This window comes from Sulfuricaulis limicola (assembly GCF_002355735.1).
Lineage (GTDB): Bacteria > Pseudomonadota > Gammaproteobacteria > Acidiferrobacterales > Sulfurifustaceae > Sulfuricaulis > Sulfuricaulis limicola.
On record NZ_AP014879.1, the window covers coordinates 127390 to 151267 of the forward strand.

The 23878-nt window shown below is 62.2% G+C and carries 27 protein-coding genes and 1 riboswitch; of the genes, 21 read left to right on the forward strand and 6 right to left on the reverse strand.

The window, feature by feature from the left end; genetic code table 11:
• Positions 1–3: 3 nt before the first annotated feature.
• Positions 4–522 (reverse strand): acyloxyacyl hydrolase, encoded by a 519-nt coding sequence (locus SCL_RS00570; protein WP_172425859.1) that lies wholly within the window; start codon positions 520–522, stop codon positions 4–6.
• 168 nt (positions 523–690) lie between these two features.
• Here SCL_RS00570 and SCL_RS00575 point away from each other — a divergent pair, with 168 nt between their 5' ends.
• The 5 genes from SCL_RS00575 to aroE all read left to right on the forward strand — a co-directional run bounded on the left by SCL_RS00575 (position 691) and on the right by aroE (position 4964).
• Complete coding sequence (locus tag SCL_RS00575) at positions 691–1263, forward strand: chorismate--pyruvate lyase family protein (RefSeq protein WP_096359122.1); 573 nt, start codon at positions 691–693, stop codon at positions 1261–1263.
• A 123-nt stretch (positions 1264–1386) separates the two neighbouring features.
• Positions 1387–2253, forward strand: coding sequence for a 4-hydroxybenzoate octaprenyltransferase (gene ubiA / locus SCL_RS00580; RefSeq protein WP_096359123.1), 867 nt, complete (start codon positions 1387–1389; stop codon positions 2251–2253).
• Between the two features lie 156 nt (positions 2254–2409).
• Positions 2410–3024, forward strand: a complete 615-nt coding sequence (locus SCL_RS00585) for a glutathione S-transferase N-terminal domain-containing protein (RefSeq protein ID WP_096359124.1) — start codon at positions 2410–2412, stop codon at positions 3022–3024.
• Between the two features lie 17 nt (positions 3025–3041).
• Positions 3042–4055, forward strand: a complete 1014-nt coding sequence (locus SCL_RS00590; RefSeq protein WP_096359125.1) for a sodium:calcium antiporter — start codon at positions 3042–3044, stop codon at positions 4053–4055.
• Positions 4056–4097: 42 nt separating this feature from the next.
• Positions 4098–4964 carry a shikimate dehydrogenase gene (aroE, locus tag SCL_RS00595; protein WP_096359126.1) on the forward strand — a complete coding sequence of 289 codons (867 nt, stop codon included), beginning with the start codon at positions 4098–4100 and terminating at the stop codon, positions 4962–4964.
• Positions 4965–5068: 104 nt separating this feature from the next.
• On the opposite strand, the gene SCL_RS00600 is transcribed toward aroE, so the two are convergent.
• Positions 5069–5269, reverse strand: coding sequence for a helix-turn-helix domain-containing protein (locus SCL_RS00600; RefSeq protein WP_096359127.1), 201 nt, complete (start codon positions 5267–5269; stop codon positions 5069–5071).
• A 60-nt stretch (positions 5270–5329) separates the two neighbouring features.
• Positions 5330–5602 carry a helix-turn-helix domain-containing protein gene (locus tag SCL_RS00605; RefSeq protein WP_096359128.1) on the reverse strand — a complete coding sequence of 91 codons (273 nt, stop codon included), beginning with the start codon at positions 5600–5602 and terminating at the stop codon, positions 5330–5332.
• Positions 5603–5691: 89 nt separating this feature from the next.
• Between SCL_RS00605 and SCL_RS00610 the strand changes: the two genes are divergently transcribed.
• Positions 5692–6159: a helix-turn-helix transcriptional regulator gene (locus SCL_RS00610; protein ID WP_096359129.1), complete on the forward strand. Its 468-nt coding sequence runs from the start codon at positions 5692–5694 to the stop codon at positions 6157–6159.
• Between the two features lie 10 nt (positions 6160–6169).
• Here SCL_RS00610 and SCL_RS00615 read toward each other — a convergent pair whose 3' ends face one another.
• Positions 6170–6697: a gamma carbonic anhydrase family protein gene (locus SCL_RS00615; RefSeq protein ID WP_096359130.1), complete on the reverse strand. Its 528-nt coding sequence runs from the start codon at positions 6695–6697 to the stop codon at positions 6170–6172.
• Positions 6698–6726: 29 nt separating this feature from the next.
• Positions 6727–7731 carry a serine/threonine protein kinase gene (locus SCL_RS00620; RefSeq protein ID WP_096359131.1) on the reverse strand — a complete coding sequence of 335 codons (1005 nt, stop codon included), beginning with the start codon at positions 7729–7731 and terminating at the stop codon, positions 6727–6729.
• Positions 7732–7755: 24 nt separating this feature from the next.
• On the opposite strand from SCL_RS00620, the gene prlC reads away from it, so the two are divergent.
• From prlC to xth, 4 genes are read left to right on the forward strand one after another with little or no spacing between them, the layout of a single operon-like run.
• The gene (prlC, locus tag SCL_RS00625; RefSeq protein ID WP_096359132.1) at positions 7756–9813 is read left to right on the forward strand and encodes an oligopeptidase A; all 2058 of its coding nucleotides are present in this window, start codon (positions 7756–7758) and stop codon (positions 9811–9813) included.
• A gap of 12 nt (positions 9814–9825) precedes the next feature.
• A complete protein-coding gene (locus SCL_RS00630) occupies positions 9826–10437 on the forward strand; it encodes a TIGR04211 family SH3 domain-containing protein (RefSeq protein WP_096359133.1) in 612 nt (203 codons plus the stop codon).
• 3 nt (positions 10438–10440) lie between these two features.
• Positions 10441–11001 carry a glutaredoxin family protein gene (locus SCL_RS00635; RefSeq protein ID WP_096359134.1) on the forward strand — a complete coding sequence of 187 codons (561 nt, stop codon included), beginning with the start codon at positions 10441–10443 and terminating at the stop codon, positions 10999–11001.
• 33 nt (positions 11002–11034) lie between these two features.
• Complete coding sequence (xth, locus tag SCL_RS00640; RefSeq protein WP_096359135.1) at positions 11035–11808, forward strand: exodeoxyribonuclease III; 774 nt, start codon at positions 11035–11037, stop codon at positions 11806–11808.
• A gap of 21 nt (positions 11809–11829) precedes the next feature.
• Here the strand turns inward: xth and SCL_RS00645 are convergent, their stop codons facing one another.
• Complete coding sequence (locus SCL_RS00645) at positions 11830–12657, reverse strand: phosphate/phosphite/phosphonate ABC transporter substrate-binding protein (RefSeq protein ID WP_172425860.1); 828 nt, start codon at positions 12655–12657, stop codon at positions 11830–11832.
• 244 nt (positions 12658–12901) lie between these two features.
• Between SCL_RS00645 and SCL_RS00650 the strand changes: the two genes are divergently transcribed.
• The 11 genes from SCL_RS00650 (at position 12902) to tpx (ending at position 23774) form a co-directional block, all read left to right on the forward strand.
• Positions 12902–13861, forward strand: coding sequence for an FAD:protein FMN transferase (locus tag SCL_RS00650; RefSeq protein ID WP_197702659.1), 960 nt, complete (start codon positions 12902–12904; stop codon positions 13859–13861).
• Between the two features lie 95 nt (positions 13862–13956).
• Complete coding sequence (locus SCL_RS00655) at positions 13957–14385, forward strand: cupredoxin domain-containing protein (RefSeq protein WP_096359137.1); 429 nt, start codon at positions 13957–13959, stop codon at positions 14383–14385.
• A gap of 26 nt (positions 14386–14411) precedes the next feature.
• Complete coding sequence (locus SCL_RS00660) at positions 14412–15245, forward strand: FTR1 family iron permease (protein ID WP_096359138.1); 834 nt, start codon at positions 14412–14414, stop codon at positions 15243–15245.
• 99 nt (positions 15246–15344) lie between these two features.
• Entirely contained in the window at positions 15345–16124 is a 780-nt protein-coding gene (locus tag SCL_RS00665; RefSeq protein WP_172425861.1) for a TonB-dependent receptor, read from the forward strand.
• 35 nt (positions 16125–16159) lie between these two features.
• Positions 16160–17170: a Fe(3+) ABC transporter substrate-binding protein gene (locus SCL_RS00670; protein ID WP_096359140.1), complete on the forward strand. Its 1011-nt coding sequence runs from the start codon at positions 16160–16162 to the stop codon at positions 17168–17170.
• 75 nt (positions 17171–17245) lie between these two features.
• Complete coding sequence (locus tag SCL_RS00675) at positions 17246–18904, forward strand: ABC transporter permease (RefSeq protein ID WP_096361777.1); 1659 nt, start codon at positions 17246–17248, stop codon at positions 18902–18904.
• A 109-nt stretch (positions 18905–19013) separates the two neighbouring features.
• Positions 19014–19916, forward strand: a complete 903-nt coding sequence (locus SCL_RS00680; protein WP_148664936.1) for a hypothetical protein — start codon at positions 19014–19016, stop codon at positions 19914–19916.
• A 92-nt stretch (positions 19917–20008) separates the two neighbouring features.
• A riboswitch (glycine riboswitch) is annotated at positions 20009–20106 on the forward strand.
• Positions 20107–20248: 142 nt separating this feature from the next.
• Positions 20249–21343 (forward strand): glycine cleavage system aminomethyltransferase GcvT, encoded by a 1095-nt coding sequence (gene gcvT / locus SCL_RS00685; RefSeq protein ID WP_096359142.1) that lies wholly within the window; start codon positions 20249–20251, stop codon positions 21341–21343.
• 15 nt (positions 21344–21358) lie between these two features.
• Positions 21359–21754 (forward strand): glycine cleavage system protein GcvH, encoded by a 396-nt coding sequence (gcvH, locus tag SCL_RS00690; protein WP_096359143.1) that lies wholly within the window; start codon positions 21359–21361, stop codon positions 21752–21754.
• A 101-nt stretch (positions 21755–21855) separates the two neighbouring features.
• Positions 21856–23256, forward strand: a complete 1401-nt coding sequence (gene gcvPA / locus SCL_RS00695; protein WP_096359144.1) for an aminomethyl-transferring glycine dehydrogenase subunit GcvPA — start codon at positions 21856–21858, stop codon at positions 23254–23256.
• Positions 23257–23273: 17 nt separating this feature from the next.
• Positions 23274–23774 (forward strand): thiol peroxidase, encoded by a 501-nt coding sequence (gene tpx, locus SCL_RS00700; RefSeq protein WP_096359145.1) that lies wholly within the window; start codon positions 23274–23276, stop codon positions 23772–23774.
• The last annotated feature ends 104 nt before the right edge of the window (positions 23775–23878 follow it).

The window sequence follows — 23878 nt, forward strand, 5'->3', positions numbered from 1 at the left end:
ACGCTAGAATTCGCGCGCCAGCATCAGCGTCAGGAAATCCTCTCCGACGTTCGGTCCGTCCCAGTCGAGCCCCAAAGCGGTTTTGCCGTTCGAGTAATGGGTCTCGCCGATGGACAGGTCGTATTCTCCGAACTTGCGTCCGAACGCCAGACGCACCATGAATTGCCCGGTAGTCCCAAGATGATCCGTCGTCCGGTCAACCATGCCGATACCGAGTGTGGCCGCGCAGTAATTTTCCGGAGAAAGCTTCCAGCGCAGCGTACGTCCGAACGAGAGCGCGGTGTTGTAATTCGGGCCACTCCAGTACGCGATGGACAGCTCATAGAGACTTTTTCGATTGAACAACGCCGGCGCGTCTTTCTGGTAGGAGACAAACACAGCGTTTGATCCAGACGAGGAAATGTTTCCATATCCCACCGCAACAGCCAGCATGTCGGCGCCGGTGGAACAGGCATATAACAGCATGCCGGCTGCCACCGGAATGAATTTGAACCGGACGCGTGGAACAGGTGAAATGTTCATTCGAATCTTCCCGAACCGCATATTGTCCTGAGGCATTAACCGGAAACGCTTGCGGCCATTGCCGCATGATTCCCGGAGCGTAAATTCATGTATAGAGCCGCCGTTTCCGCTGACCGACCAGGTCGTTTCTGCTACGATTCGGCGCTCCTGAATCATTGATAACAATACATGGCTATTGTGAGCCCGGCACCACCGCGAGGCACGGAACCGCTGTGGCGACCGGCGCGGCGGCTGAACCGCTCCGGGATTCCGCGGAATTATTTGCCGTGGTTGCTCGACACGGCGTCGCTCACGGAACGCATCATCGCCCAGTGCCGCGAAAACTTTCACGTGCGGCTGCTGGACCAGCGCCGGGCACGTCCGCTGCGCAACGAGGCCGAGGCCCTCGGCATGCGCGCCGGCACCCGCGCCATCGTGCGCCAGGTGCAACTCCTGTGCGGCGACACGCCCTGGGTGTACGCGCGCACCATCATCCCGCCACGGACCTTCGCCAGAAAACTCCACCGTTTCACCACCCTGGGCGCGCGTTCCCTCGGCGCCATGCTGTTTGCCGACCCGTCCATGAAGCGCGGCGAGGTGGAGGTTACCCGTCTCACGCCATCAGACCGGCTGTATCATCTGGTCACGCGCGATCTGCGCGACAAACCCGAAACGATATGGGGCCGGCGCTCGCTGTTCCGGCTCGGCGGCAAGCCGTTGCTGGTGTGCGAGTTCTTCCTGCCTGACATCGCCCAGTTTTAGTTTCCCGAATAAAATAAATTGGCCACAGAGATCACAGAGTTAGAAAAAATTCCTCTCTTTTTCTCTGTGTGCTCTGTGATCTCTGTGGCTGAAATATTATTTTTTAACAGAAATTAAAACCCAATGACTCTGGCGCTAAAGCTAAAGGACTACGCGCAGCTGATGCGGCTGCACCGGCCAATCGGCATCCTGCTGCTGATGTGGCCGACGCTGTGGGCGCTGTGGATCGCCGGCCAGGGCCGGCCTGATGCGCACATCTTCGTCGTGTTCGTGCTCGGCGTGGTGCTGATGCGTTCCGCTGGTTGCGTCATCAACGATTACGCCGACCGGGACTTCGATCCGCATGTGGCGCGCACGCGCGACCGGCCGGTCGCCGCCGGACGCGTGAGTCCGCGCGAGGCGCTCGCGCTGTTTGCCGCCCTGTGCCTGGTCGCGTTCGCGCTGGTGCTCACGCTCACCCGCCTGACCGTCCTGCTGTCCTTCGCCGGCGCGTTCCTGGCGGCGACCTATCCCTTCCTCAAGCGTTACACCCATCTGCCGCAGTTTTATCTGGGCATGGCCTTCGGCTGGGGCATTCCCATGGCGTTCGCCGCCGAGACCGGCGAGGTGCCGGGACTCGCCTGGATTTTGTTCGCTGCCAACATCTGCTGGTCCGTGGCCTATGACACCGCCTATGCCATGGTGGACCGGGAGGACGACCTCAAGGTCGGGGTGAAATCCACCGCCATCCTGTTCGGCCGTCATGATCGCGCCATGGTTTTGCTTTTTCACATCATGACAATCGCCTTGCTGGCATGGGTTGGCGCGCTCGCCGGTCTCGGTTTGGGGTATTATGCTGGCCTCGCGGCGGCGTCGGGATTCGCGCTTTATGAACAGCGACTCCTGCGTAACCGCGATCGGGATGGCTGTTTCCGTGCATTCCTGAACAACAACTGGTTCGGCGCGGCGGTGTTCGCCGGGCTGTTGTTGAATTATCTATTAAAAGATTAAGAATTTTTACCGCCAAGACGCCAAGAACGCCAAGGAAAAAAGGAAGACATGAAACGATAATGAATCAAAATCATTTCCCGTTTTTGCTTCAATTCTTAAATGTTTTTCTTGGCGTTCTTGGCGTCTTGGCGGTTCAAAAATCATAAAGGTTAATCGATGAAACTTTACGGTTCGCTCACTTCGCCCTACGTGCGCAAGGCCCGCATCCTGGTCCGGGAGAAGGACCTGCCGTGCGAGTTCGTCGTGGCCGACGCCTGGGCCGCGGACAGCCCCGTCCCCGCGCTTAATCCGTTAGGCAAGGTGCCGGTGCTGGCGCTGGACAACAACGATACGCTGTTCGATTCCCCGGTGATCGTCGAATACCTCGATGCGCTCAAGGCTCCGGCGCTGCTTCCCGCTTCCGGCGAGACCCGGTGGAATGTGCTGCGCTGGGAGGCCCTGGCGGACGGCATGCTGGACGCGGTGGTGACGCGCCTGCTGGAATCGCGTCGCCCCGAAGCACAGCAGTCGGCGGACAACCTGCGGCGCCAGGAAGAAAAAATCGCGCGCTCGCTGGAATATGTCGCGCGCCGGCTGGGCAGCGGTCCCTGGCTCGTTTCGGACCGTTTCACGCTGGCGGATCTGGTCGTGGCGGTCGCGCTGGAATACACCGATTTCCGTTATCCGCATGACTGGCGCAGCCGGCATCCGCGTCTCGGACAGTGGCTGGCCGGCGTCAGCGCCCGCCCGTCATTCATCGAAACCCGTCCCCCCGGCATGGAAAAGAAATAACCCAAGGACTCCCGCGCATGACTATCGGCATTCTTCTCGTTGCCCTGCTCGTTATCCTGATCGGCGCGGAGACCTTTACCAACGCCCTGGAACACCTCGGCGAGCGTCTCAAAATCTCCGAGGGTGTGACCGGCTCCATCTTCGCGGCGGTGGGCACCGCCCTGCCCGAGACCATGGTACCGGTGGTGGCCATCCTTTCGACCGTGAGTACGCAGCAGGTGCGTGAGGAGGTGGGGGTGGGCGCGATCCTCGGCGCGCCGCTCATGCTCTCGACGCTGACCCTGTTCCTGATGGCGTTGTTTGCCATTCACAAGCGCGGCTGGTCGGACGAGCTGCACCCCGAGCGCACCGGCCTGCGGCGCGATCTCTCGTGGTTTCTGCTGGCGTTCGGCCTGAGCACGGTCGCCATTTTCATTCCCCACACATCGACGTGGGCGCGCGCGATGATCGCCATGTCGCTGGTGCTGATTTACTTCATCTATCTCATGCTCACCATCCGCGCCTCGGCCAGGCTCGTGGCCGACGGCCATGGCACTGCCGCCAGCGAGCCGCTGTTTCTGGTGCGGCTGTTCGGCCGCCTCGGCGTGCCGGAAAACATGTTCACGATACTGCTGCAACTCGCCATCGGCCTGACACTGATCATCTTCGGCGCGCACGGCTTCGTCCAGGGGGTCGAGCAGCTGTCCGTCTGGCTCGGCATCTCGCCGCTGGTGCTGGCGCTGCTGATCGTGCCGGTGGCCACCGAGCTGCCGGAGAAGGTGAACAGCATTCTCTGGATCCGCAAGCGCAAAGATACGCTCGCCTTCGGCAACATTACCGGCGCCATGGTGTTTCAGGGTTCGCTGCTGCCGGCACTCGGCATCCTGCTCACGCCGTGGGAACCGCGCCAGGAAGTGGTCGCCGGCGTGGTCCTGACGCTGGTGGCGAGCGCCTATCTGCTGCTCATGGTGCGCCGCGGCCACCTCCGGCCGGTGCATCTGTTTTTCAACGGGCTCTGTTACATCACTTACCTGCTGACGGTCGTGATCTAGCCGGCGTGCCGCGGCGCGGTCAATGGCCTAGAATAGGCGCCCATGCACGTTCAGGACCGACCCGTGGCCACCAAAGCGGAAAAAGACACAACCCCGGCGCGTTACGCGGTGATGGGCAATCCCGTTGCCCACAGCAAATCGCCCGTGATCCACAAGCAGTTCGCGCACCAGTTCGGCCACAACATCGAATACGCCGCGCTGTGGGTGGATACCGACGGGTTCGCCGAGGCGGTGCAGCAGTTTCGCGCCGAGGGCGGCAAGGGGCTGAATGTCACCGTGCCGTTCAAGCTCGAGGCCTTCAGTCTGGCGGACAACCTGAGTGAGCGCGCGAAACTGGCGGGCGCAGTCAACACCATTCGATTCGAGGTCGACGGGAAAATTTTCGGTGACAACACCGACGGTACTGGCCTGGTGCATGACCTCACCAAGAATCTGAACGTGCACCTGCGCGGCAGGAAAATCCTGGTGCTGGGCGCGGGCGGCGCCGTACGCGGCGTGCTCGGGCCGCTGCTGAAGCAAAATCCGGCTCTGCTCGTCATCGCCAACCGCACCGTGCCCAAGGCCAAGGAACTCGCCAAAACCTTCGCGCAGTTCGGCAAGATCGAGGCCGTCGGTTATGACGAACTGGTCGGCAAGCGTTTCGACGTCGTGATCAACGGCACCAGCGCGAGCCTCAAGGGTGAAATGCCGCCGCTGCCGGTGAACGTCTTCGCCGGCAACGCCGTGGCCTACGACATGATGTACGGCGACAAGCCCACGCCGTTCCTCGAATGGGCCATGCTGCACGGCGCGGAAACCGCCGCCGACGGCCTCGGCATGCTGGTGGAGCAGGCGGCGGAGTCGTACCTGCTGTGGCGCGGCGTGCGCCCGGAGACGAGGCACGTGATCGCGGCGTTGCGCAAGGGCTGAATCCGGGCGCGTCAGTGCGGCGATTCACCGAATCACGCCGCTTTTTTCTCGTTACGTATTCATAACGGCGTACCTCTCTGCGCCGAACGCTGCATTTGCTGCTCTTACAATAAATCAGGCGTCAGGCGGGAAGGGTCCGGGAGCGGTTCGTTTGATTCTGTCCCGGGCACATCCAGCTTGCGCAGGACGTGATAGATGGCGCCCTGGGTAACCCCCAGCCGCTGCGCGATCTGGGTGTTGGTCAGGCCCTGTTGCTTCAATTTGCGCACCTTCAGCGGGTCAAGCTTGCGGAATGACTTGGCCAAGATTTCTCCCCTTTGCCTGCATCAAACAGGTTCCCTGCGTGACTTGCCGGGCGTCGCGCTTTACGAGACGCGCCGGGTGTCGCGTGTTTTTTCCAGGACGTTCTCGCCGTTGGTGCGAGTCCGGTGTTTCACCGCGTGGTAGCGGTCCGGAAAAAGTTTTTCCAGCGGGATGCCGATGATTTCGGAAACGCGTTTCTCGACGCGGGCGCTGAAGTACTTGCGCGTCAGCACCTGCTGCACCGACTGCGGTCCGAACAGGCCCAGCTCCATGGCGACGCGCGTGAGGGTGTAACCCTTTCTGGCGAGCGCGAACTTCAGGTCCAGGTAATCCATTCTTGTTATTCCCTTTATCCCTTGTGTTAGGATGCAGCTGAAGATAATCAGCTTTACTTTTCCATGTTCCTTTGATCAGAGTTCAGAGTATGGTGATCAAAATTACACCTGTCAACTCGGGTAGTGTAATAAATTCCTCTCCGGGCCGGCTGAAGGCGGAGCGCACCCGGCTGGGCTTGAGCCAGGTGGCGCTGGGCCAGGCGCTGGGGGTGACCAAGTGGACCATCATCAATTATGAAAGGACCGGCGGGCGCGGGACGCCGATCCCGGCGGACCTGCTTTCCGCCTGCTCCCGGCTCGGGATGGACGTGCAATACATCGTCACCGGCGTGTCTTCCAGCAACCTGAACCGGGTGGCGGAGGAGACCGGCAGCTACCGGGTGGAGCCGAAACGGTCGCCGGCCCTGTCGCCGGATGAACACCGGCTGCTGGAAAAATACCGCCGTCTCAAACCGTCCCAGCGCGCGCAGGCGCAAACCATTGTGGGGGCCCTGATCCCGGCGGAAGGCAAACCGGCGAAAAAACCGGTTTCACGGCTGCGGCGCGGGAAACGTTGAGTCTTGGGGCTTACTTCAGGTAATCGTTCTTGAGATCGACGTAGTGCCGGGCCGAGTATTCGAACCAGGCCTTTTCCTCGTCCGTCAGCTCGCGCACGCGCTTCGCCGGCCGGCCCATCCAAAGGTAACCGCCTTCCAGTTCTTTGCCTTCGGTAACGAGACTGCCGGCGCCGAGGAACACGCCTTCGCGCAGCACCGCGCCGTCGAGAATGGCGGAACCCATGCCGATCAGACAGCGCGACTCGACGGTGCAACCGTGGATGATGCATTGATGGCCGATGGTGACGTCGTCGCCGACGATGACGGCCCAGCCGCCCGGAACCCCTTCATAGTCGTGCGTGCCATGGAGAATGCTGCCGTCCTGGATGTTGGTTCTGCTGCCGATGCGGATGTAATTGACGTCACCGCGCACCGAGCACATGGGCCAGATGGAAGTATCGGCGCCGATGACCACGTCGCCGATGATGCTCGCGGCTTCATCGATGTAAACCCGGGGTCCGACGGTGGGCAGGATGCCTTTGTAGGGGCGTATCGCCATGGCCGCGATTATAGGAAGAAAAAGCCGGCCTACGCCATCCACGACAACGGGAGTTCATCCAGCGCTGCGGCCTGCTGCTTGAGCGCCAGCACCTGTTCCTCCCAGTAGCGCCGCGTGTTGAACCACGGGAAGTTGCGCGGGAAGGCGGGGTCGTCCCAGCGCTCCGCGAGCCAGGCCATGTAGCGCAGCATGCGCAGCGTGCGCAGGGGTTCCATCAGGCGCAGTTCGGCGGCATTGAACTCCATGAACTCGGTGTAGCCGGACAGCACATCGGCCAGCTGCAGTTCCATGTCCTCGCGGTCGCCGGAAAGCAGCATCCACAAATCCTGCACCGCCGGGCCGGTCAGGCAGTCGTCGAAATCCACCAGGTGCGGGCCGGTGCCGGTCCAGAGAATGTTGCCGAGATGACAGTCGCCGTGCAGGCGGATCCACGCGGCATCATCAGCGGCGCGGAAGGCGGCTTCGATCGGCGGAAACAGGTATTCCATGATGGCGAAGAACGAGGCGCGCAGTTCTTCCGGCACCATGTCGTGTTCTTTCAGATAGCGCACCGAGCGGTGTCCGAATTCCTCAATGCCCAGACGTGCACGGTGACGGAACGGTTCGGCCGCGCCGAGCCGGTGCAGGCGACCGAGATAGCGGCCGAGCAGGGCGCGGTCGTCGCGCGAGTTCAGCTCGGGCGCACGCCCCGGTTGCCACGGAAACACCGCGAAGCGAAAACCCCCGTGGTGACTGAGCGTGCCGCTGCCCGGGCGCGCCAGCGGCGCCACGGCCGGGATCTCGTGTTCGGCCAGCTGCAGCGCGAAGGTGTGTTCTTCCAGGATCGCGGCCTCGTCCCAGCGGCCGGGGCGGTAGAACTTGGCCACAGACGGCGGACCGTCCTCGGTGTCCACGCGGTAGACGCGGTTTTCGTAGCTGTTGAGCGCGAGCAGGCCGCCGGTGCAGCGCCCGCCGTACATTTCCACGGCCTCGAGGATGATCTCGGGCGTGAGTGCGTCATAGGGGTGAGCCGGGGAATCGGGGACGGTGGTCACGGCCGCACGTTATAATACTTCGATATGGAAAACACCTCTCTCGTCTCCAACCCGCTGCTCGATCTCACACAACCACCCCGTTTCGGCGTCATCCTTCCGGAGCATGCCGAACCGGCGCTGGACCGGGTGCTGGCAGAAAACCGCGCCGCCCTGGAGCGGGTGCTGGCATCCGGCGGTCCTTATGCCTGGGACAATTTCGCGCAGCCGATCGAGGACATGCGCGAACGCCTGGTGCGCCTGTGGTCGCCGGTGTCGCACCTGCACGCGGTCATGGACAGCGAGGCGCTGCGCGCCGCCTACAATGTCGGGCTGCCGAAACTTACCGCCTATTTCACGGAGCTGGCGCAGGACGAGCGGCTGTACGCCGGTTACAAGGCCATCGCCGCGAGCCCGGGGTTTTCAGGGCTGACCCAGGCGCAGAAAAAAATCATCGAAAATACGTTGCGCGATTTCCGCCTTGCCGGCGCCGAGCTGCCGCCGGACAAGAAGGCGCGCTTCAAGGCCTTGCAACAGGAGCTCGCGGCCCTGCAGAGCAAGTTCTCGGAGAACGTGCTCGACGCCACCCAGGCGTGGGATTTGCGCATCACCGACGAAAAGGACCTCGCCGGCCTGCCCGAGTCGGCGCGCGCCATGGCGCGGCAGGACGCGCAGGAGAAAAATCTGCAAGGCTGGCGCTTCACCCTCGAGGGCCCGTCCTACATCGCCTTCATGACCTACGCCGATGATCGCGAGCGGCGCCGGCAGATGTACGAGGCCTTCATGACGCGCGCCAGCGATCAGGGGCCGTCGGCGGGCAAGTGGGACAACGGCGGGTTGATCCTGGGCCTGTTGCGGCTGCGACGCGAGGCCGCGCAACTGCTCGGTTTCAATAATTACGCCGAGTATGCGCTACAGACGCGCATGGCCAAAACGGTTCCCGAGGTGATGGATTTCCTGAACGATCTCGCGCGCCGCGCCAAACCCGCGGCACAGAAGGATTTCGAGGAACTGAAACAGTTCGCGCGCGAGGCGCATGGCGTGGAACGGCTCGAGGCCTGGGATATCGCGTATTACTCCGAGAAGCTGCAACAGGCGAAATACCGCATTTCGCAGGAAGACCTGCGGCCGTATTTCCCGGAGACCAAAGTCGTGCCCGGCCTGTTCGAGGTGGTCGAGCGGCTGTACGGCCTGAAGATCACCGGGGTCAGGGGCGTTGAGGTGTGGCACCCGGACGTGCGTTTCTATGAAATCCGCGACAGCACGGGCGAAGTGCGCGGGCGCTTTTACATGGACCTGTACGCGCGCGCCAACAAGCGCGGCGGCGCGTGGATGGACGAATGCATCAACCGCAAGCGCACCGCGGGCGGCGTGCAGGTGCCGGTGGCCTACCTGGTGTGCAATTTCACCCCGCCCGTGGGCGGCCGGCCGGCGCTGTTCACCCATGACGAGGTCATCACGCTGTTCCACGAATTCGGTCACGGCCTGCACCACATGCTGACGAAGGTGGATTATGTGGGTGTGGCGGGCATCAATGGCGTGGCCTGGGACGCGGTCGAGCTGCCGAGCCAGTTCATGGAGAACTGGTGCTGGGAGCGCGAGGCGCTCGATCTCATCGCCGGGCATCACCAGAGCGGTGCGAAAATTCCGGACGAGCTGTACGTCAAAATGATCGCGGCCAAAAACTTCCAGTCCGGCATGCAGTTCGTGCGCCAGCTGGAGTTCTCGCTGTTCGACATGCGCCTGCACGGTGAATACAACCCGGATGGCGGCAAGGGCGTGCAACAGGTTCTGGACGAGGTGCGTGCCGAGGTGGCGGTGGTGATTCCGCCGGCGTTTAACCGCTTCCAGAACGGTTTTTCCCACATCTTCGCCGGCGGCTATGCCGCCGGCTACTATAGTTACAAGTGGGCCGAGGTGCTGTCGGCCGATGCTTTCAGCAAGTTCGAGGAAAACGGGGTGTTCGATCGCGCCACCGGCCTGCAATTTTTGCGGAACGTTCTCGAGCAGGGCGGCTCGCGTGAGCCGATGGAGTTGTTCGTGAATTTTCGGGGACGCTCACCCAGGATCGATGCACTGTTGCGGCATTCCGGACTGGCCGCTTAAGGACAAAACGCCATGACAGGAAGTCTGCGTGTCGTCGCCATGCTGGCAATGCTGGGTGTGTTTTCCGCCGTCCAGGCGGAAACGGTTTACGTCGCCGAGCGCATCCGCATCGGGTTGCGCGCGGAGATGGACGAAGCCAGCCCGGTGGTAAAAACGGTTGAAACTGGCGCCGCACTGGAGGTGGTCGAGCGCCTGGAAAAGCTGGTGCGCGTGCGCGACTCTCAGGGAACTGAGGGTTGGATCGAGGCGCGTTATCTCAGCCCCGAACCGCCGGCGCGGCTGCAGCTCACCCGGCTTCAGGAAGATCTGGCCAAAAGCCGGACGCAGGCGGCGGAAGCGCAGGCTCAGCTCAAGAAAGCCCAGTCGGCCCTGGCGGAACAGGCTGAAAAAATAAAGGAACTGGAGAAAAATGCCGCCGACAGGCCGGCGCCCGCCCCGGCCGCACCGGTGGTGATCAAGGCCCCGCCGCCCGTCACCCCCGACGCGGCGAATACCGGTTTCAGCTTCAGTTACCCGTGGCTCGGGATTTCTTTTGCTATGCTGGTAATTGGATTCGCCGCCGGCGTGCGCTGGCTGCGCGAGTCCATCCGCAAACGATCGGGTGGCATGTATCTGAGGGTTTGATCCATGAAGCGCTCCAAGACAATTTTTATCGCGGTGCTGACCGTTGCCGGCCTGTGCGCAGCACAGGCGGAATCGCTGTACAAGTGGGTGGACAGCCAGGGACGGGTGTCGTATCACGACCGGCCGCCGCCGGAAGGTTCCGATTTTCGCGTCGAGCAGAAAAACCTCGACGCCGGCAGGAAATCCGAGGTGGATGACACGCTCGAAAAAATCGTCGAGAAGTATCCGGTCGTTCTCTATTCCGTGCCCGTGTGCGGTTCCTGTGACCTCGCGCGCGCCTACCTGGAAAAACGCAAGATCCCGTACAGCGAGAAGAATCTGGAAAACAACGTCGAACTGCAACAGAAGCTGAAACAGAAGTACGGCGCGCTGTCGGCGCCGACGATCACGATCGGCGAGAAAGTCATGAAGGGCTATGTGGAGTCCATCCTCGAGGGCGAACTGGATACCGCCGGCTATCCAAAAATGGAAGCGTCCGGATCCGGCAAGGAAGAAGTCACAGGCCAGGAGAACACCTCTGCCACCGGAGATGCCGGCCAGCAACCTGCCCGCCGCCGTTATTGAACCGGCCTGAATCCAGGCCGTAAACTCCCTGCCATGAAAATCGCCACGTGGAATGTCAATTCCATCCGTGTGCGCCTGCCCCAGGTGCTGGCGTGGCTGGAAAAAGAAAACCCCGACGTGCTGTGCCTGCAGGAAACCAAGATCACCGACGAGGAATTCCCCACGGCGGCGCTGCGCGAGGCCGGGTACCGGGCGGTTTACGCCGGCCAGAAGACCTATAACGGCGTCGCCACCCTGAGCCGGGCGCCGGCGGAAGACATCGTCAGCGCGCTGCCCGGCGCCGCCGGCGACCAGAAGCGCCTGCTGGCCGCGACCGTGGGCGGCATGCGCGTGATCAATGTGTACATACCGAACGGCGAGGAGGTCGGTTCGGAAAAGTATTCCTACAAATTATCCTGGCTCAAGGCGCTCGAAAAATTCATCGCCCGGGAACTGAAAAGCCATCCGCGCCTGGCGCTCCTGGGCGATTACAACGTCGCGCCGGAAGCGCGCGACGTGCATGATCCCAAACGCTGGGAAGGCCGTGTGCTTTTCAGCGACAAGGAGCGCGCGGCGTTTCAACGGCTGATCCGGCACGGCCTGGCAGACGTGTTCCGGCAATTCGATCAGCCGGAAAAGTGTTTCAGCTGGTGGGATTACCGCGCCGGCGCCTTCCAGCGCAACCACGGCCTGCGCATCGACCACATCCTGTGCAGTCCGCGGTTGGCGGAAGCATGCCGGGGATGCCGCATCGATATCGAACCGCGCCGGCACGAGCGGCCTTCGGATCACGTCCCGGTGATCGCCGAATTTGGCGTTACGCCATGACGTCCGCGGCGCCGCCCGGTTTCAGCGTGATTCGGCGAGGTCGAAGCCCCAGGTGTCGCGCAAGAGCTTACCCAGCCCCGCGTATTCAGCCTTTGTCGCCGGTTCGAAATCCTCCACCTTGAACTCGCCACGCAGTTTCTGGGTGGCGATCTTGCCCTCGGGTGACAGCAGCGCCGCCGTGATTTTGTCTTTCAGATCGGACGCCAGGCGCGGGCCCGCGGTGAAGGCCTGGTTCGGCAGCGCCCGGCTGGAGAAGATGACGCGGGCGCCGCCCTGTTCCGCCGCCAGTTTCTCGTACATTTTTGCCTGGAGAATTCCGGCCACGCATTTTCCGTTCATGACACCCTTGTAAGCTTCCGGGAAACTCTGGGTTTCCACGATCAGGGGTTGACGCGAGGGGTTGTCAAATTCGTAAAGCACCGTCAGCGTGGCGAGGTTTGGCGGAGGGAACGCACAGACGGCGCGACCGGCGAGCTGCTTCAGCTCCTGTATCTTTTCCTGCTCCTTTTTTACCGCGACCACAAAGCTCAGTTTTCCCGGCAGTTTCACCAGCGGAACATGCCCCTGCCTGTCCTGACGCCATCCAATGAAAGCCGGCCCGTCAAAAACGATGTCGTAATCACCCCGTTGCATGTCGCGTTGATAAACCAGCCAGTTTTCCGGATACCGGTAGATGACCTTCTGGCCGGCGACCCGGGACAGGTAATCCGCAATCGGTTGATAAACTTCTTCGCCCTTGGCGCGGGATTCACGCGGCGGGGAGGAGAAAATCAGGTCCGCCAGGGCGGGCGGCGCGGCAAAAACCCCGGACAACAGCAAAGAACACACGGCAAGATTTCTTGTCAGCATGGATGGGCCTGTGAGACGAAGTAGGGGGGATGGAACGTGTCGTAACGCAATACCGGAAGTCACGGATATAGTTATAGAAGACGCCAACCAGGACGGCTTATTCCCGCGTATCATGGAAATTTTCAGGCTCGGAAGTTTATGCCATGCAAATCCGATGGTTAGAAAAATGACATCGCCGGCGCGACGTGCCTCATGCGCTGGCAACAGGCGTGGTCCTGGCGCTGCGTTTTTTCTGTTGCTGCTGATGGCGACGACGGCGAGCCATGCCGGGAAGACGCATCAGGAAGCGCGGCCGTTGATGGGCACCGTGGTCAGCATCACGGTGGAAAACGGCCCGGCCGACGTGCGGGAAAAAGTGGACGCCGCCTATCGCGAGATGACGCGCCTGTCGGACATGATGAATCACTATGATCCCGGCAGCGTGGTGAGCGAGATCAATCGCCAGGCCGGCAAGCGGCCGGTGAAGGTGCCGCCGGAATTAATGGAGGTGCTGGTCATGGCGCGGCGCGTATCCGCTCGCACCGACGGCGCCTTCGACATCACGGTCGGCGCATTCAAGGGGTGGCGTTTCAACCCGGAGAATCCCGCCATGCCATCGGCGCAGGAGCTCGCTGCCGCCTTGCCGCTGGTGGATTACCGCAACGTGCTGCTCGATGAAAATAACCGGACCGTCCTGCTCAGGCGGCCCGGCATGCGCATCGATCTGGGCGGCATTGCCAAGCTTTATATCCTGAATGCCGGCATGCAGGCGTTGCGGCGGCACGGCATCGAACAGGCCATGTTGAACGGCGGCGGCGATGTTGCGGTGACGGGAACGCGCGACGGCCGGCCATGGCGCATCGGCATTCGCCATCCACGACGCGCCGGTGAACTCCTGGCCGCCGTGGAACTGACGCGCGGCTGGGTGGTGACCTCCGGTGATTACGAGCGCTATTTCATTCGCGACGGCCGGCGTTATCACCACATCCTCGACCCGCGCACCGGCTATCCCGTCGCGGGGCCGCAGCAGGTCACGCTGGTGGGGGAAGACCTGTCGAACCTCAACGGGTTTTCCAGTGCCATCATGGTGCTCGGGGAGGAAAAGGGCCGCGCGCTGTTGGGTCGTCTTGGCGGGGTGCAAGGCCTGATCGTGGGCGCGGACGGCGGGGTCTGGCGCACGCCCGGGTCAGAATCCCGGTTCCAGCTCCTGGAATCCTCGCCTTAGCCATCTTCCGGCTTGCCTGTCCGCGGGGGCTTGACACCGAGGAGTAAATGTAAATAATAACGATTCTCATTTATAAAATTGGTTAAAAGGCTCCCATGACAGAAAAACAGTCACATGCCGGCGGGAACGCCCGGCCGCGCGCTTTTATCTCCGGACCGTCCGTGGCTTCGTTATTCCGTGCTGCGCGCCAGGCATCCCAGTCTGTGGGGCTTATTGCGGGGCTGTCGCTGGGACTCAGCTTTCCGTTGCATGCCGACAATCTGCCAGGCTTCAGCCTGACTGCCAAAGACGGTCGTTTTTTGCCGGAACAGATAGATATTCCCGCAGGTCAGAAAGTCAGGCTGGTGGTAAAGAATGAAGGACCCGGACCGGAAGAGTTTGAAAGTTCCGCGCTCAATCGGGAAAAGGTGATCTTGCCCGGCAAGAGCGCCGAGATTTTCATTGGGCCACTGAAACCGGGGACCTACGATTTTTACGGGGAGTTCCATCCCCAGACCGCGCGCGGCCGCATCGTCGCCAGATAGAAACCAATCCCGGGCAGACCGTCATCATGCTAGCCACAGCCATCATCGTGTTTCGCGAAGTGCTCGAAGCCGCGCTCATTATCGGTATCGTGCTGGCCGCCACCCAGGGCCTGCTCAAGCGCGGGACCTGGGTGGGCATCGGTATCGCCGCGGGAATCGCCGGGGCGGGATTGGTGGCACTGTTTGCGGATGTCATATCGTCCGCCTTTGCCGGCATCGGCCAGGAAGTTTTCAATGCCGGCATATTGCTCTTCGCGGTGATCATGCTTGGATGGCATAACGTCTGGATGAAACGCCATGGACGGGAGATGGCCCGTCACATGCGCGACGTGGGTCAGGCCATTCGGTCAGGCAGTCGTTCCATGACCATGCTGGCTATCGTGATCGGTCTTGCAGTCTTGCGCGAGGGTTCGGAAGTGGTGCTGTTCGTGTATGGCATCACCGTGGCACAGCAGGATTCGGCGCGCATGATGCTGGCCGGTGGTTTGCTGGGTTTGATGTCAGGCGCCGTGGCGGGCCTGCTGATGTATCGTGGCCTGTTGCGCCTGTCGAGCAAGTATCTGTTCACGGTCACCGCGTGGCTGATCACGCTGCTGGCCGCTGGCATGGCGGCGCAGGCGGCGGGCTTCCTGGCACAGGCGGACCTGTTGCCGTCGCTGGTGCAATCCATGTGGGACACTTCGGGCATCCTGGCGCAAACCAGCGTCCCCGGCCGTGTGCTGCAAACACTGATCGGCTATGTCGATCATCCCAGCGGCATCCAGGTCCTGTTTTACGTCGTCACGCTGAGCGGCATCGTTGTATTGACGCGTCTTTACGGCGGATCGCCTGCACCGAAAACCAATGCTGTGAATACCTAGAAGCCTGCGACGGGAACACCGTTCGTGGCGGGGATTTACCGCTTGCAAATGTAAATAATTCTCATTATCGATAAATAAGGGCACATCGTGGAATTCAAAATGACAAAAATTTTTTCTCCAGAAACAAACCGGGTATGGCTGGGCGTGGCACTTCTGTGGTTTGGCCCCGCGGCACATGCGCTCAATTATCATGAACTGGAAGTCTACCCCTACCGGACTGCGTCCCGGGGTGAAACCGAGCTGGAAATGTTCACCACTTATACACGGCGCGGAACACAGGATGAGACGCCTCCGGAAAACAATCAGGGCCTGGTGCGCCAGTCGTTCGAAATCGCGCACGGTGTGACCGACAAGACCGAGATCGCCGGTTATGTCGACTATTCCCGCGCCCGCGGCAGCAACGAGTGGGAATTTGAAGCCAGTCGCGCACGCGTGCGCACGCGTTTCGCCGAAAAGGGCCAATGGCCGGTGGATCTCGGGCTCTATGCCGAGGCGGAGTTTCCCCACCAGGACGACAATGATGTTGAATTCGAGCTGCGCGGGATTATCGAAAAAGACATCGATCAATGGACGTTCGATATCAATCCGATTCTGGAAAAAGTCCTGAAGGGCGCCGAAAAAGAGGAAGGTTGGGAACTGCAGTATGCTGCCGCGGCGATCTATCGTCTGAACGAACGCTGGCACCCGCGTCTGGATTTTTTCGGCGATTTTGGCCCCGCGCGCCATTTCGAGGACAGGAATGATCAGAAACATCTGATCTCGCCGGCGGTGGATGTCATGTTCGGGCATGGCCTGTCCGCGAGTCTTGGCGTGGCATTCGGACAGACCCGGGCAAGCGAACAGCAATTGGTGCGCGCGCGGGTTGAATGGGAATTTTGATTTGATAATTCAATTTCTGGAATTCAGGAGGGAAGATGCGTAATTTCAAAAAATTCTGTGCGGCAGTCGCGGTGCTGGGATTGTCGGTCAGCGTCGTGCCGGCGTCCGCGGCCGACGAGATCGTGGTGTATTCCGCGCGCAACGAGCAGCTGATCAAACCGCTGTTCGACGCCTACACCGCCGAGACCGGCACGCCGATCAAGTTCATCACCGACAAGGAGGGTCCGCTGCTGGAGCGTCTCAAGGCCGAGGGCAAGAACACGCCGGCGGACCTGCTGCTCACGGTGGACGCCGGCAACCTGTGGCTGGCGGCGAAAGAGGGCGTGCTGGCCGAGGTAAAATCGAAGACACTCCGGACCAATATCCCGGCGCATCTGCGTGATCCGGACAACCGCTGGTTCGGGTTGTCGGTGCGCGCACGCACCATCGTCTACAGCACCGAACGCGTGAAACCGAAGGAGCTTTCGACCTACGAGGCGCTGGGCGATGCCAGATGGAAAGACCGGCTGTGCCTGCGTACCTCGAAGAAGGTCTACAACCAGTCGCTGGTGGCGATGATGATCGCGCGCCACGGCGAGGCCAAAACGGAAAAAATCGTGAAGTCCTGGGTCGCCAACCTCAGGACCGATCCGTTTCCGGACGACACCAAACTGATGGAAGCGATCCAGGCCGGGCAGTGCGACGTCGGCATCGTTAATACCTACTATTTTGGCAGGCTCAAACAGAAACAGCCCGAGGCGGCAATCGCGCTGTTCTGGCCCAACCAGAAGGATCGCGGCGTGCACGTCAATGTCTCGGGCGCGGGTGTCACGGCGCACGCCAGGCACCGCGCGGAGGCGGTGAAATTCCTCGAATGGCTGTCCTCGGAAAAGGCGCAGAACCTGTTCGCGGACGAGAACATGGAGTATCCGGCCAACCCGAGAGTGAAACCGCACGCCAGTGTCGCGGCCTGGGGCAGGTTCAGGCAGGACACCATCAACGTCTCCAAAGCCGGCAGCCTGCAGGCCAAGGCCGTGATGCTGATGGATCGGGCGGGTTACAAGTAAGCGCCGGTTGCCGGAGTTCAGGCTAACATCAGGAGAGATGCCTGATCCCGAGCCATGAGCACGACCACCGAAGAAATGCGTCAGTCCGGCCCGCCGGTGGAAACCGGTATCTCCGACTGGCTCAACGTCAACGTGCGCCTGTGGCGCCTGGCCAGTTTCGTCGGCGCCGCCATCGTGGCGGCGCCGATCCTGGTGGTGGCGCTCGCCTGGCTCACGCCGGCAGGCGAGGTGTGGCGGCACCTGGTCCAGACCGTGCTCGGCGAACTGCTGCTGAACACCGTAGTGCTGATGCTCGGGGTCGGTGGTGGCGTGTTCCTGCTCGGAGCCGGGCTGGCGTGGCTGGTGACGATGTACGATTTCCCGGGACGGCGCCTGTTCGACTGGGCGCTGATGCTGCCGCTGGCGATCCCGGCCTACGTGCTGGCGTTCGTGGCCGTGGCGCTGCTCGATTTCAGCGGTCCGGTGCAGGGTGCCCTGCGCGCGCTGTTCGGCGGAGCCGCCTGGTTCCCGCCGATCCGTTCTGCCGGCGGCGTGGTCGCCGTCATGGTGCTGGCGTTCTATCCCTACGTGTACATGCTGGCGCGCGCCGCGTTCCTGGCGCAGGGACGGCGCATGCTCGAGACCGGGCGCGTGCTCGGCCTCTCGCCGCGCGCGGCGTTCCTGCGCGTGGCCCTGCCCATGGCGCGCCCGGCGCTGGCCGCCGGCGTGGCGCTGGCGCTGATGGAGGCGCTCGCCGATTTCGGCGCGGTGGCGATTTTCAATTACGACACCTTCACCACGGCGATCTACAAATCCTGGCTCGGGCTGTTCTCGCTGCCGGCGGCGGCGCAGCTGGCTTCGTTGCTGCTGCTGTTCGTGGCCGTGGCGCTCATCGGCGAACGCCAGCTGCGCGGGCGCGCGCGTTACCACGTGAGCTTGCGGCACGGGCGCGAGCAGCATTACCGCCTGGCCGGCACGCGCGCCTGGGGTGCCACGGCGGCCTGCGCCCTGGTGTTGCTGCTGGCATTCGCTATTCCGGTGAGCCAGTTGTTTTACTGGGCGTGGGACAGCGCGCGCATCGATCTCGATGCGCGTTACCTGAGGTTTTTTCTCAACACCGTCGCGCTCGGCGCCGCCGCCGCGATCGTGACCACGATCGGTGCGCTGCTGCTGGCCTATACCTATCGCCTCAAGCCCGATCGTTGGGTCGCGGGCGCGGTGCGTTTCGCCACGCTGGGCTATGCCCTGCCCGGTTCGGTGCTGGCGGTCGGGATCATGGTTTCCTTCGTCTGGCTCGATCGGCAGTTCGCCCAGTGGCTCCAGTCGTTGTTCGGTATCGTTGCCGGGCCACTGCTTACTGGCAGCCTCATCGCGCTGCTGCTTGCTTACGGCGTGCGCTTCATGGCGGTGGCCCACGGGCCGATCGACAGCAGCTTCGAGCGCATCAAACCGTCGCTGTGGCAGGCGGCGCGCAGTCTCGGCGCCGGCAACCGCGAGATCCTGTGGCGCGTCTCGATCCCGCTGCTGCGCACCGGGCTGCTGTCGGCGGCGCTGCTGGTGTTCATCGAGGTGATGAAGGAATTACCGGCGACCCTGTTGTTGCGTCCCTTCGGCTGGGACACGCTGGCCACGCGCATCTTCGAGATGACCTCCGAGGGCCAGTGGGAGCGCGCCGCGCTGCCGGCGCTGACGCTGGTACTGGCAGGCCTGATCCCGGTGGTGATGCTGGTGCGGCGCTCCTCTTCCCAAGCCTGACGGTCGCTATTCCATCACGGATTTTCCGCCTCCGGGCCGGCCGTGTATTATCTCCGCGCCGGGCGGCCCGATCGCGGCCTGTCTCCGGTTCGGGAGAATAGCCAAAAAAGTGAAATACGTACTGACTGCAACGGCGTGCGCCGCCGCGGTGTTGGCTGTCTTCAGCCCGGTGGCGGGAGCGGAGACGGGTGCGTCCGTGTCCGGTGCGGTTCCCTGCGCCGATCCGGCGGCGGATATCGAGCTGGCGCTGATATCGAAATCCGGGCCCGGCACCGGCCGTGTGCGCATTACCGGCGTGATGAAGAATCTGGGCACGGTGGCGTGGACCGCCACCGGCCCGTCGCATCACCTGCAAGCCGTGTTGGCGCGTCAGGATGCCGGGACGCAACCGGACGGGGAACCGGTGCAGCCCGCGATTGCCATCCGGGAGCTGGCGCCCGGCCGGCAATACCGGATCGATTACCAGACGGACTGGGACGCTGGCCGCAAAGCGCCGCCGCCGCGTTTCATCTTGCGCTTTTTTGACGCGGGCCGGATTGGCACGCGGCCCGACAATTATCATCCGGATTGCCGCGCCGACAACAACCGCAAGGAAATCACCGCGGCCGATATCGACAAGCTGTTTCAGCCGGCTGCGCCGCCACCGCCTCTCAAGGTCGAAAGCTATCGCCTGCTGGGAGGCATCGGCGTCAACACGGTGGAAACGCAGCTGGTCTATCGTCGCGGCATGACCCACACCGGCAAGCTCGCGGCCACGGTGGCGGCGCCCTATGCCGGCGCGTCCGATGACGCGCCGCTCAGCGGGAACAGCGGCACGGTGAAAATCCGCGTGCACATTCCGTGCGACGCCAGGGAAACGCCGGGCACGATTCCTCCTCCCGTGACCATCACCTACCGGTTATGGGGCACGCTTGGCCTTCCCGGCGGTTCAGGCTGGGTGCCTGGCTTCAGTCTTGACCAGTCGATTCCCTACCGCGAGCTTTGTGGTCCCGGTCCCGCGGATAAACCATAGCCGTGGCCAGGGGCGCCATCCCGGACGCCGGCAACGGCGGATAATCCCGGCTTGGCGCTGTAAAGGCGCTGCGCTATAGTGCCGGGCCTCGACCCAGACCCGCGGGAGAGACCCCGGAACCGGTATTGATCCGGGGCGCCGAAGGCGCAATCGCCAGGAATCGCTCAGGCAAAAGGACCGCGGAGACGATCGGTCGACTCTGGAGAGAGATGGCGCACCGCCATCCACCGAAGGGGCTCAAGCTCTCAGGTTACCGGACAGAGGGGCGGTGACTTTATTCAAGTCATCGCCCTTTTTTTTGAATCTGGAACCGCTGCGGTTATAAAAATCATATGGGATTCAAGACACCTTTATACGACGCGCACGTGAAGATGGGCGCCAAGATCGTGGACTTCGGCGGCTGGGACATGCCGCTGCACTACGGCTCCCAGATCGAGGAGCACCACAAGGTGCGCCGGGACTGCGGCATGTTCGACGTCTCGCACATGAACGTGGTGGACGTGAAGGGCGGAGGCGTGCGCGACTTCTTTCGCCTGCTGCTGGCCAACAATGTCGACAAGCTCAAGACCAAAGGCAAGGCGCTGTACAGCTGCATGCTCACCGCCAAGGGCGGCGTGATCGACGATCTCATCGTTTATTACATGGACGACCAGTGGTTCCGTGTCGTCATGAACGCCGCCACGCGCGACAAGGACATGGCCTGGGTCAATGCCGCCGCCAAGGAATTTGGCGGCCTGACGCTCACGCAACGTGGTGATGTGGCGATGATCGCGGTGCAGGGGCCGAATGCGAAAGAGAAGGTTTATCAGGCTTTGGGCGAGGCGCTGCGCGCGCCGGCCGGCGCGCTCAAGCCGTTTCACGCCGTGACCGTGGGCGAGCTGTTCATCGCCACCACCGGCTACACCGGCGAGGACGGTTTCGAGATCATTCTGCCGGCCAAGGCCGCGCCCTTCACCTGGCAGATGCTGAACGAAGCCGGCGTGCCGCCGATCGGTTTGGGCGCGCGCGATACCCTGCGGCTCGAGGCCGGCATGAATCTGTACGGCTCGGACATGGACGAAACCACCACGCCGCTGGAGTCGGGCCTGGCCTGGACCGTGGCGCTGGAGCCGGCCGACCGCAAATTCATCGGTCGCGAGGTGCTGGACCGGCAGAAAGCCCAGGGCGTGCCACGCCAGCTGGTGGGCCTAGTACTGGAAGGCAAGGGCGTGTTGCGCAATCACCAGAAGGTGACGTGCGACGGCGCCGGCGAGGGCGAAATCACCAGTGGGAGTTTTTCGCCGACGCTGGAGCAGTCCATCGCCTTCGCGCGCGTCCCGGCTTCCGTCAAGATCGGTGACCGCTGCACCGTGGACCTGCGCGGCAAGCCCGCCACGGCGCGCGTCGTCAAATATCCGTTTGTTCGCAATGGCAAAAGCTGCATCTGAAAGTGAGATAAAACCATGAGCAATATTCCGAAAGACCTGAAGTACACGAAATCGCACGAATGGGTTAAACCGAACGCCGACGGCAGCGTCACCGTCGGCATCACGCACCATGCCCAGGACCTCATGGGCGACATGGTGTTCGTGGACCTGCCGACGGCCGGGACCAAGGTTACGGGCGGCAAGGAATGCGGCGTGGTCGAATCGGTGAAGGCGGCCTCGGATGTTTATGCTCCGGTCAGCGGCGAGATCGTCGAGGCCAATGCCGCGCTGTCCGACTCGCCCGAGACCGTCAACAAGGACCCTTATGGTTCCGGCTGGATGTTCCGTTTGAAGCCCGCGAACAAGGCCGAAGTCGACGCGCTGCTCGATGCCAAGGCCTACGAAGCGCTGGTCGCTTCGGAAAAGCACTGAATTGAATCGACAGGATTTACAGGATTAACAAGATTATTTTTTAAATCCTGTGAATCCTGAAAAATCCTGTTAATCCTGTGAATTGATTTGTAGGTAACGTCATGCCGTTTATTCCCCATACCGACGCCGATGTGAAGGCGATGCTGAAGAGCATCGGCGTCAATTCGATTGACCAGCTTTTCGACGAGATTCCCGAAAAGCTCCGCGCCGGCAAACTGACGCAGGTGCCGGAAGGTCTGAGCGAAATGGAAGTCACGCGCCTGATGCAGGCGCGCGCCAACCAGGACGGTGCCTACATCAACTTCATCGGCGCCGGCGCCTACGAGCACCATATCCCGGCGGCGGTGTGGGAGATCGTCACGCGCGGCGAGTTCTATTCCGCCTACACGCCATACCAGGCCGAGGCCAGCCAGGGCACGCTGCAACTGCTGTATGAATACCAGACCATGATGGCCTCGCTCACCGGCATGGATGTCTCGAATGCCTCGCTCTATGACGGCGCTTCGGGGCTGGCCGAGGCGGTGCTGATGGCAGTGCGCGCGCACAAGAAGGCGCGCAAGATACTCATGCCTTCGACCGTGCACCCGATCTGGCGCCGCGTGGTGCGCGCGATCGTCGCCAACCAGAACATCGAGCTGGTGGAAATTCCGCTGTGCATGGAATGCGGCAACATCATTCCGGATTCGCTCAAGCAATATGAAGGCGGCGAGTTCGCCGCGCTGGTGATTCCGCAGCCCAATTTCTTCGGCGTGCTGGAAGAGGTGGACGCGCTTACCGACTGGGCGCACGCGCATAACATGTTTGCCATCGGGCTGGTGAACCCGACGGCGCTGGCGCTGCTGACGCCGCCGGGCGAGTGGGGCGCGAAGGGCGCCGATATCGCCGTGGGCGAAGGCCAGCCGCTGGGCGCGCCGCTGTCTTCGGGCGGCCCTTACTACGGCTTCATGTGCTGCAAGGAGGCGCTGGTGCGGCAGATGCCGGGCCGCATCATCGGGCGCACCGTGGACAAGGACGGCAAGCCGGGATTTACCCTGACCTTGCAGGCGCGCGAGCAGCATATCCGCCGTTCCAAGGCGACCTCGAACATCTGCACCAACCAGGGCCTGGTGGTGGCGGCCTCGACCATTTACATGGCGCTGCTGGGTCCCGAGGGACTTGAGCGTGTCGCCCGCACATCGCATGCGAATACGCTGGCGCTCATCGAAAAGCTCACGGCCATCCAGGGCGTGACGCGCGTGTTCGACCATCCCGTGTTCCACGAAGTGGTATTGCGACTGGATGCCCCGGTGTCGGAAACACTGCGCGCCCTGGAGGCGCAGGGCATACTCGGTGGTTACGATCTGACCGAGCATTACCCGCACCTCGGCCAGTCGCTGCTGGTGTGCGCCACGGAGACGCGCACGCCGGAGGATATCAATCAATATGCGTTCCATCTGGAGCGCATCGTCAGCAAGCGCCGGCTCGATCCGCCGTGCGCCGTCAAAACAAACCCCAACATTTAATCCAAGGAGACACGATCATGGCCCAGATCAAACTCGGCGGTAACCCCATCCATACCAACGGCGACCTGCCCAAGGTCGGCAGCCCCGCGCCGGACTTCAAGCTCACGGACGCCGATCTCAACGATCTTTCGCTCGCAAGCTTCAAGGGTAAAAAGAAACTGTTGAACATCGTGCCGAGCCTCGACACGCCAACCTGCGCGTTGTCCACCAAGAAGTTCAACGAGCAAGCCGCGAAGTATCCCAACACGGTGATGCTGATCGTGTCGGCCGACCTGCCGTTCGCGATGAAGCGCTTCTGCGCCGCCGAGAACACCGACAAGGTGAAATCGCTGTCGATGATGCGCGACCGCCACTTTGCCAAAGACTACGGCGTGCTCATCACCGACGGCCCGCTCGCCGGCATCACCGCGCGCGCCATCGTCGTGATCGACGAGAACAACAAGGTGGTGCACACCGAGCTGGTGCCGGAGATCAAGAATGAGCCGAATTATGATAAAGCGCTGGCCGCGCTGAAATGACGAGCGTTTTTTGCTCGTCACCCCGGCGAAAGCCGGGGTCCAGGCATTAAATAGTTCGCGCGCGGAGCGCGCGATCCTTTAATGAACTGGATTTCCGCTTTCGC

Excerpts from the sequence above, each read along its gene's own strand:
- SCL_RS00570 (WP_172425859.1), bottom strand. The coding sequence starts at position 522 with ATGAACATTTCACCTGTTCCACGCGTCCGGTTCAAATTCATTCCGGTG.
- SCL_RS00575 (WP_096359122.1), top strand. The coding sequence starts at position 691 with ATGGCTATTGTGAGCCCGGCACCACCGCGAGGCACGGAACCGCTGTGG.
- ubiA (WP_096359123.1), top strand. The coding sequence starts at position 1,387 with ATGACTCTGGCGCTAAAGCTAAAGGACTACGCGCAGCTGATGCGGCTG.
- SCL_RS00585 (WP_096359124.1), top strand. The coding sequence starts at position 2,410 with ATGAAACTTTACGGTTCGCTCACTTCGCCCTACGTGCGCAAGGCCCGC.
- SCL_RS00590 (WP_096359125.1), top strand. The coding sequence starts at position 3,042 with ATGACTATCGGCATTCTTCTCGTTGCCCTGCTCGTTATCCTGATCGGC.
- aroE (WP_096359126.1), top strand. The coding sequence starts at position 4,098 with ATGCACGTTCAGGACCGACCCGTGGCCACCAAAGCGGAAAAAGACACA.
- SCL_RS00605 (WP_096359128.1), bottom strand. The coding sequence starts at position 5,602 with ATGGATTACCTGGACCTGAAGTTCGCGCTCGCCAGAAAGGGTTACACC.
- SCL_RS00610 (WP_096359129.1), top strand. The coding sequence starts at position 5,692 with ATGGTGATCAAAATTACACCTGTCAACTCGGGTAGTGTAATAAATTCC.
- SCL_RS00615 (WP_096359130.1), bottom strand. The coding sequence starts at position 6,697 with ATGGCGATACGCCCCTACAAAGGCATCCTGCCCACCGTCGGACCCCGG.
- prlC (WP_096359132.1), top strand. The coding sequence starts at position 7,756 with ATGGAAAACACCTCTCTCGTCTCCAACCCGCTGCTCGATCTCACACAA.
- SCL_RS00630 (WP_096359133.1), top strand. The coding sequence starts at position 9,826 with ATGACAGGAAGTCTGCGTGTCGTCGCCATGCTGGCAATGCTGGGTGTG.
- SCL_RS00635 (WP_096359134.1), top strand. The coding sequence starts at position 10,441 with ATGAAGCGCTCCAAGACAATTTTTATCGCGGTGCTGACCGTTGCCGGC.
- xth (WP_096359135.1), top strand. The coding sequence starts at position 11,035 with ATGAAAATCGCCACGTGGAATGTCAATTCCATCCGTGTGCGCCTGCCC.
- SCL_RS00645 (WP_172425860.1), bottom strand. The coding sequence starts at position 12,657 with ATGCTGACAAGAAATCTTGCCGTGTGTTCTTTGCTGTTGTCCGGGGTT.
- SCL_RS00650 (WP_197702659.1), top strand. The coding sequence starts at position 12,902 with ATGGCGACGACGGCGAGCCATGCCGGGAAGACGCATCAGGAAGCGCGG.
- SCL_RS00655 (WP_096359137.1), top strand. The coding sequence starts at position 13,957 with ATGACAGAAAAACAGTCACATGCCGGCGGGAACGCCCGGCCGCGCGCT.
- SCL_RS00660 (WP_096359138.1), top strand. The coding sequence starts at position 14,412 with ATGCTAGCCACAGCCATCATCGTGTTTCGCGAAGTGCTCGAAGCCGCG.
- SCL_RS00665 (WP_172425861.1), top strand. The coding sequence starts at position 15,345 with ATGACAAAAATTTTTTCTCCAGAAACAAACCGGGTATGGCTGGGCGTG.
- SCL_RS00670 (WP_096359140.1), top strand. The coding sequence starts at position 16,160 with ATGCGTAATTTCAAAAAATTCTGTGCGGCAGTCGCGGTGCTGGGATTG.
- SCL_RS00675 (WP_096361777.1), top strand. The coding sequence starts at position 17,246 with ATGCGTCAGTCCGGCCCGCCGGTGGAAACCGGTATCTCCGACTGGCTC.
- gcvT (WP_096359142.1), top strand. The coding sequence starts at position 20,249 with ATGGGATTCAAGACACCTTTATACGACGCGCACGTGAAGATGGGCGCC.
- gcvH (WP_096359143.1), top strand. The coding sequence starts at position 21,359 with ATGAGCAATATTCCGAAAGACCTGAAGTACACGAAATCGCACGAATGG.
- gcvPA (WP_096359144.1), top strand. The coding sequence starts at position 21,856 with ATGCCGTTTATTCCCCATACCGACGCCGATGTGAAGGCGATGCTGAAG.
- tpx (WP_096359145.1), top strand. The coding sequence starts at position 23,274 with ATGGCCCAGATCAAACTCGGCGGTAACCCCATCCATACCAACGGCGAC.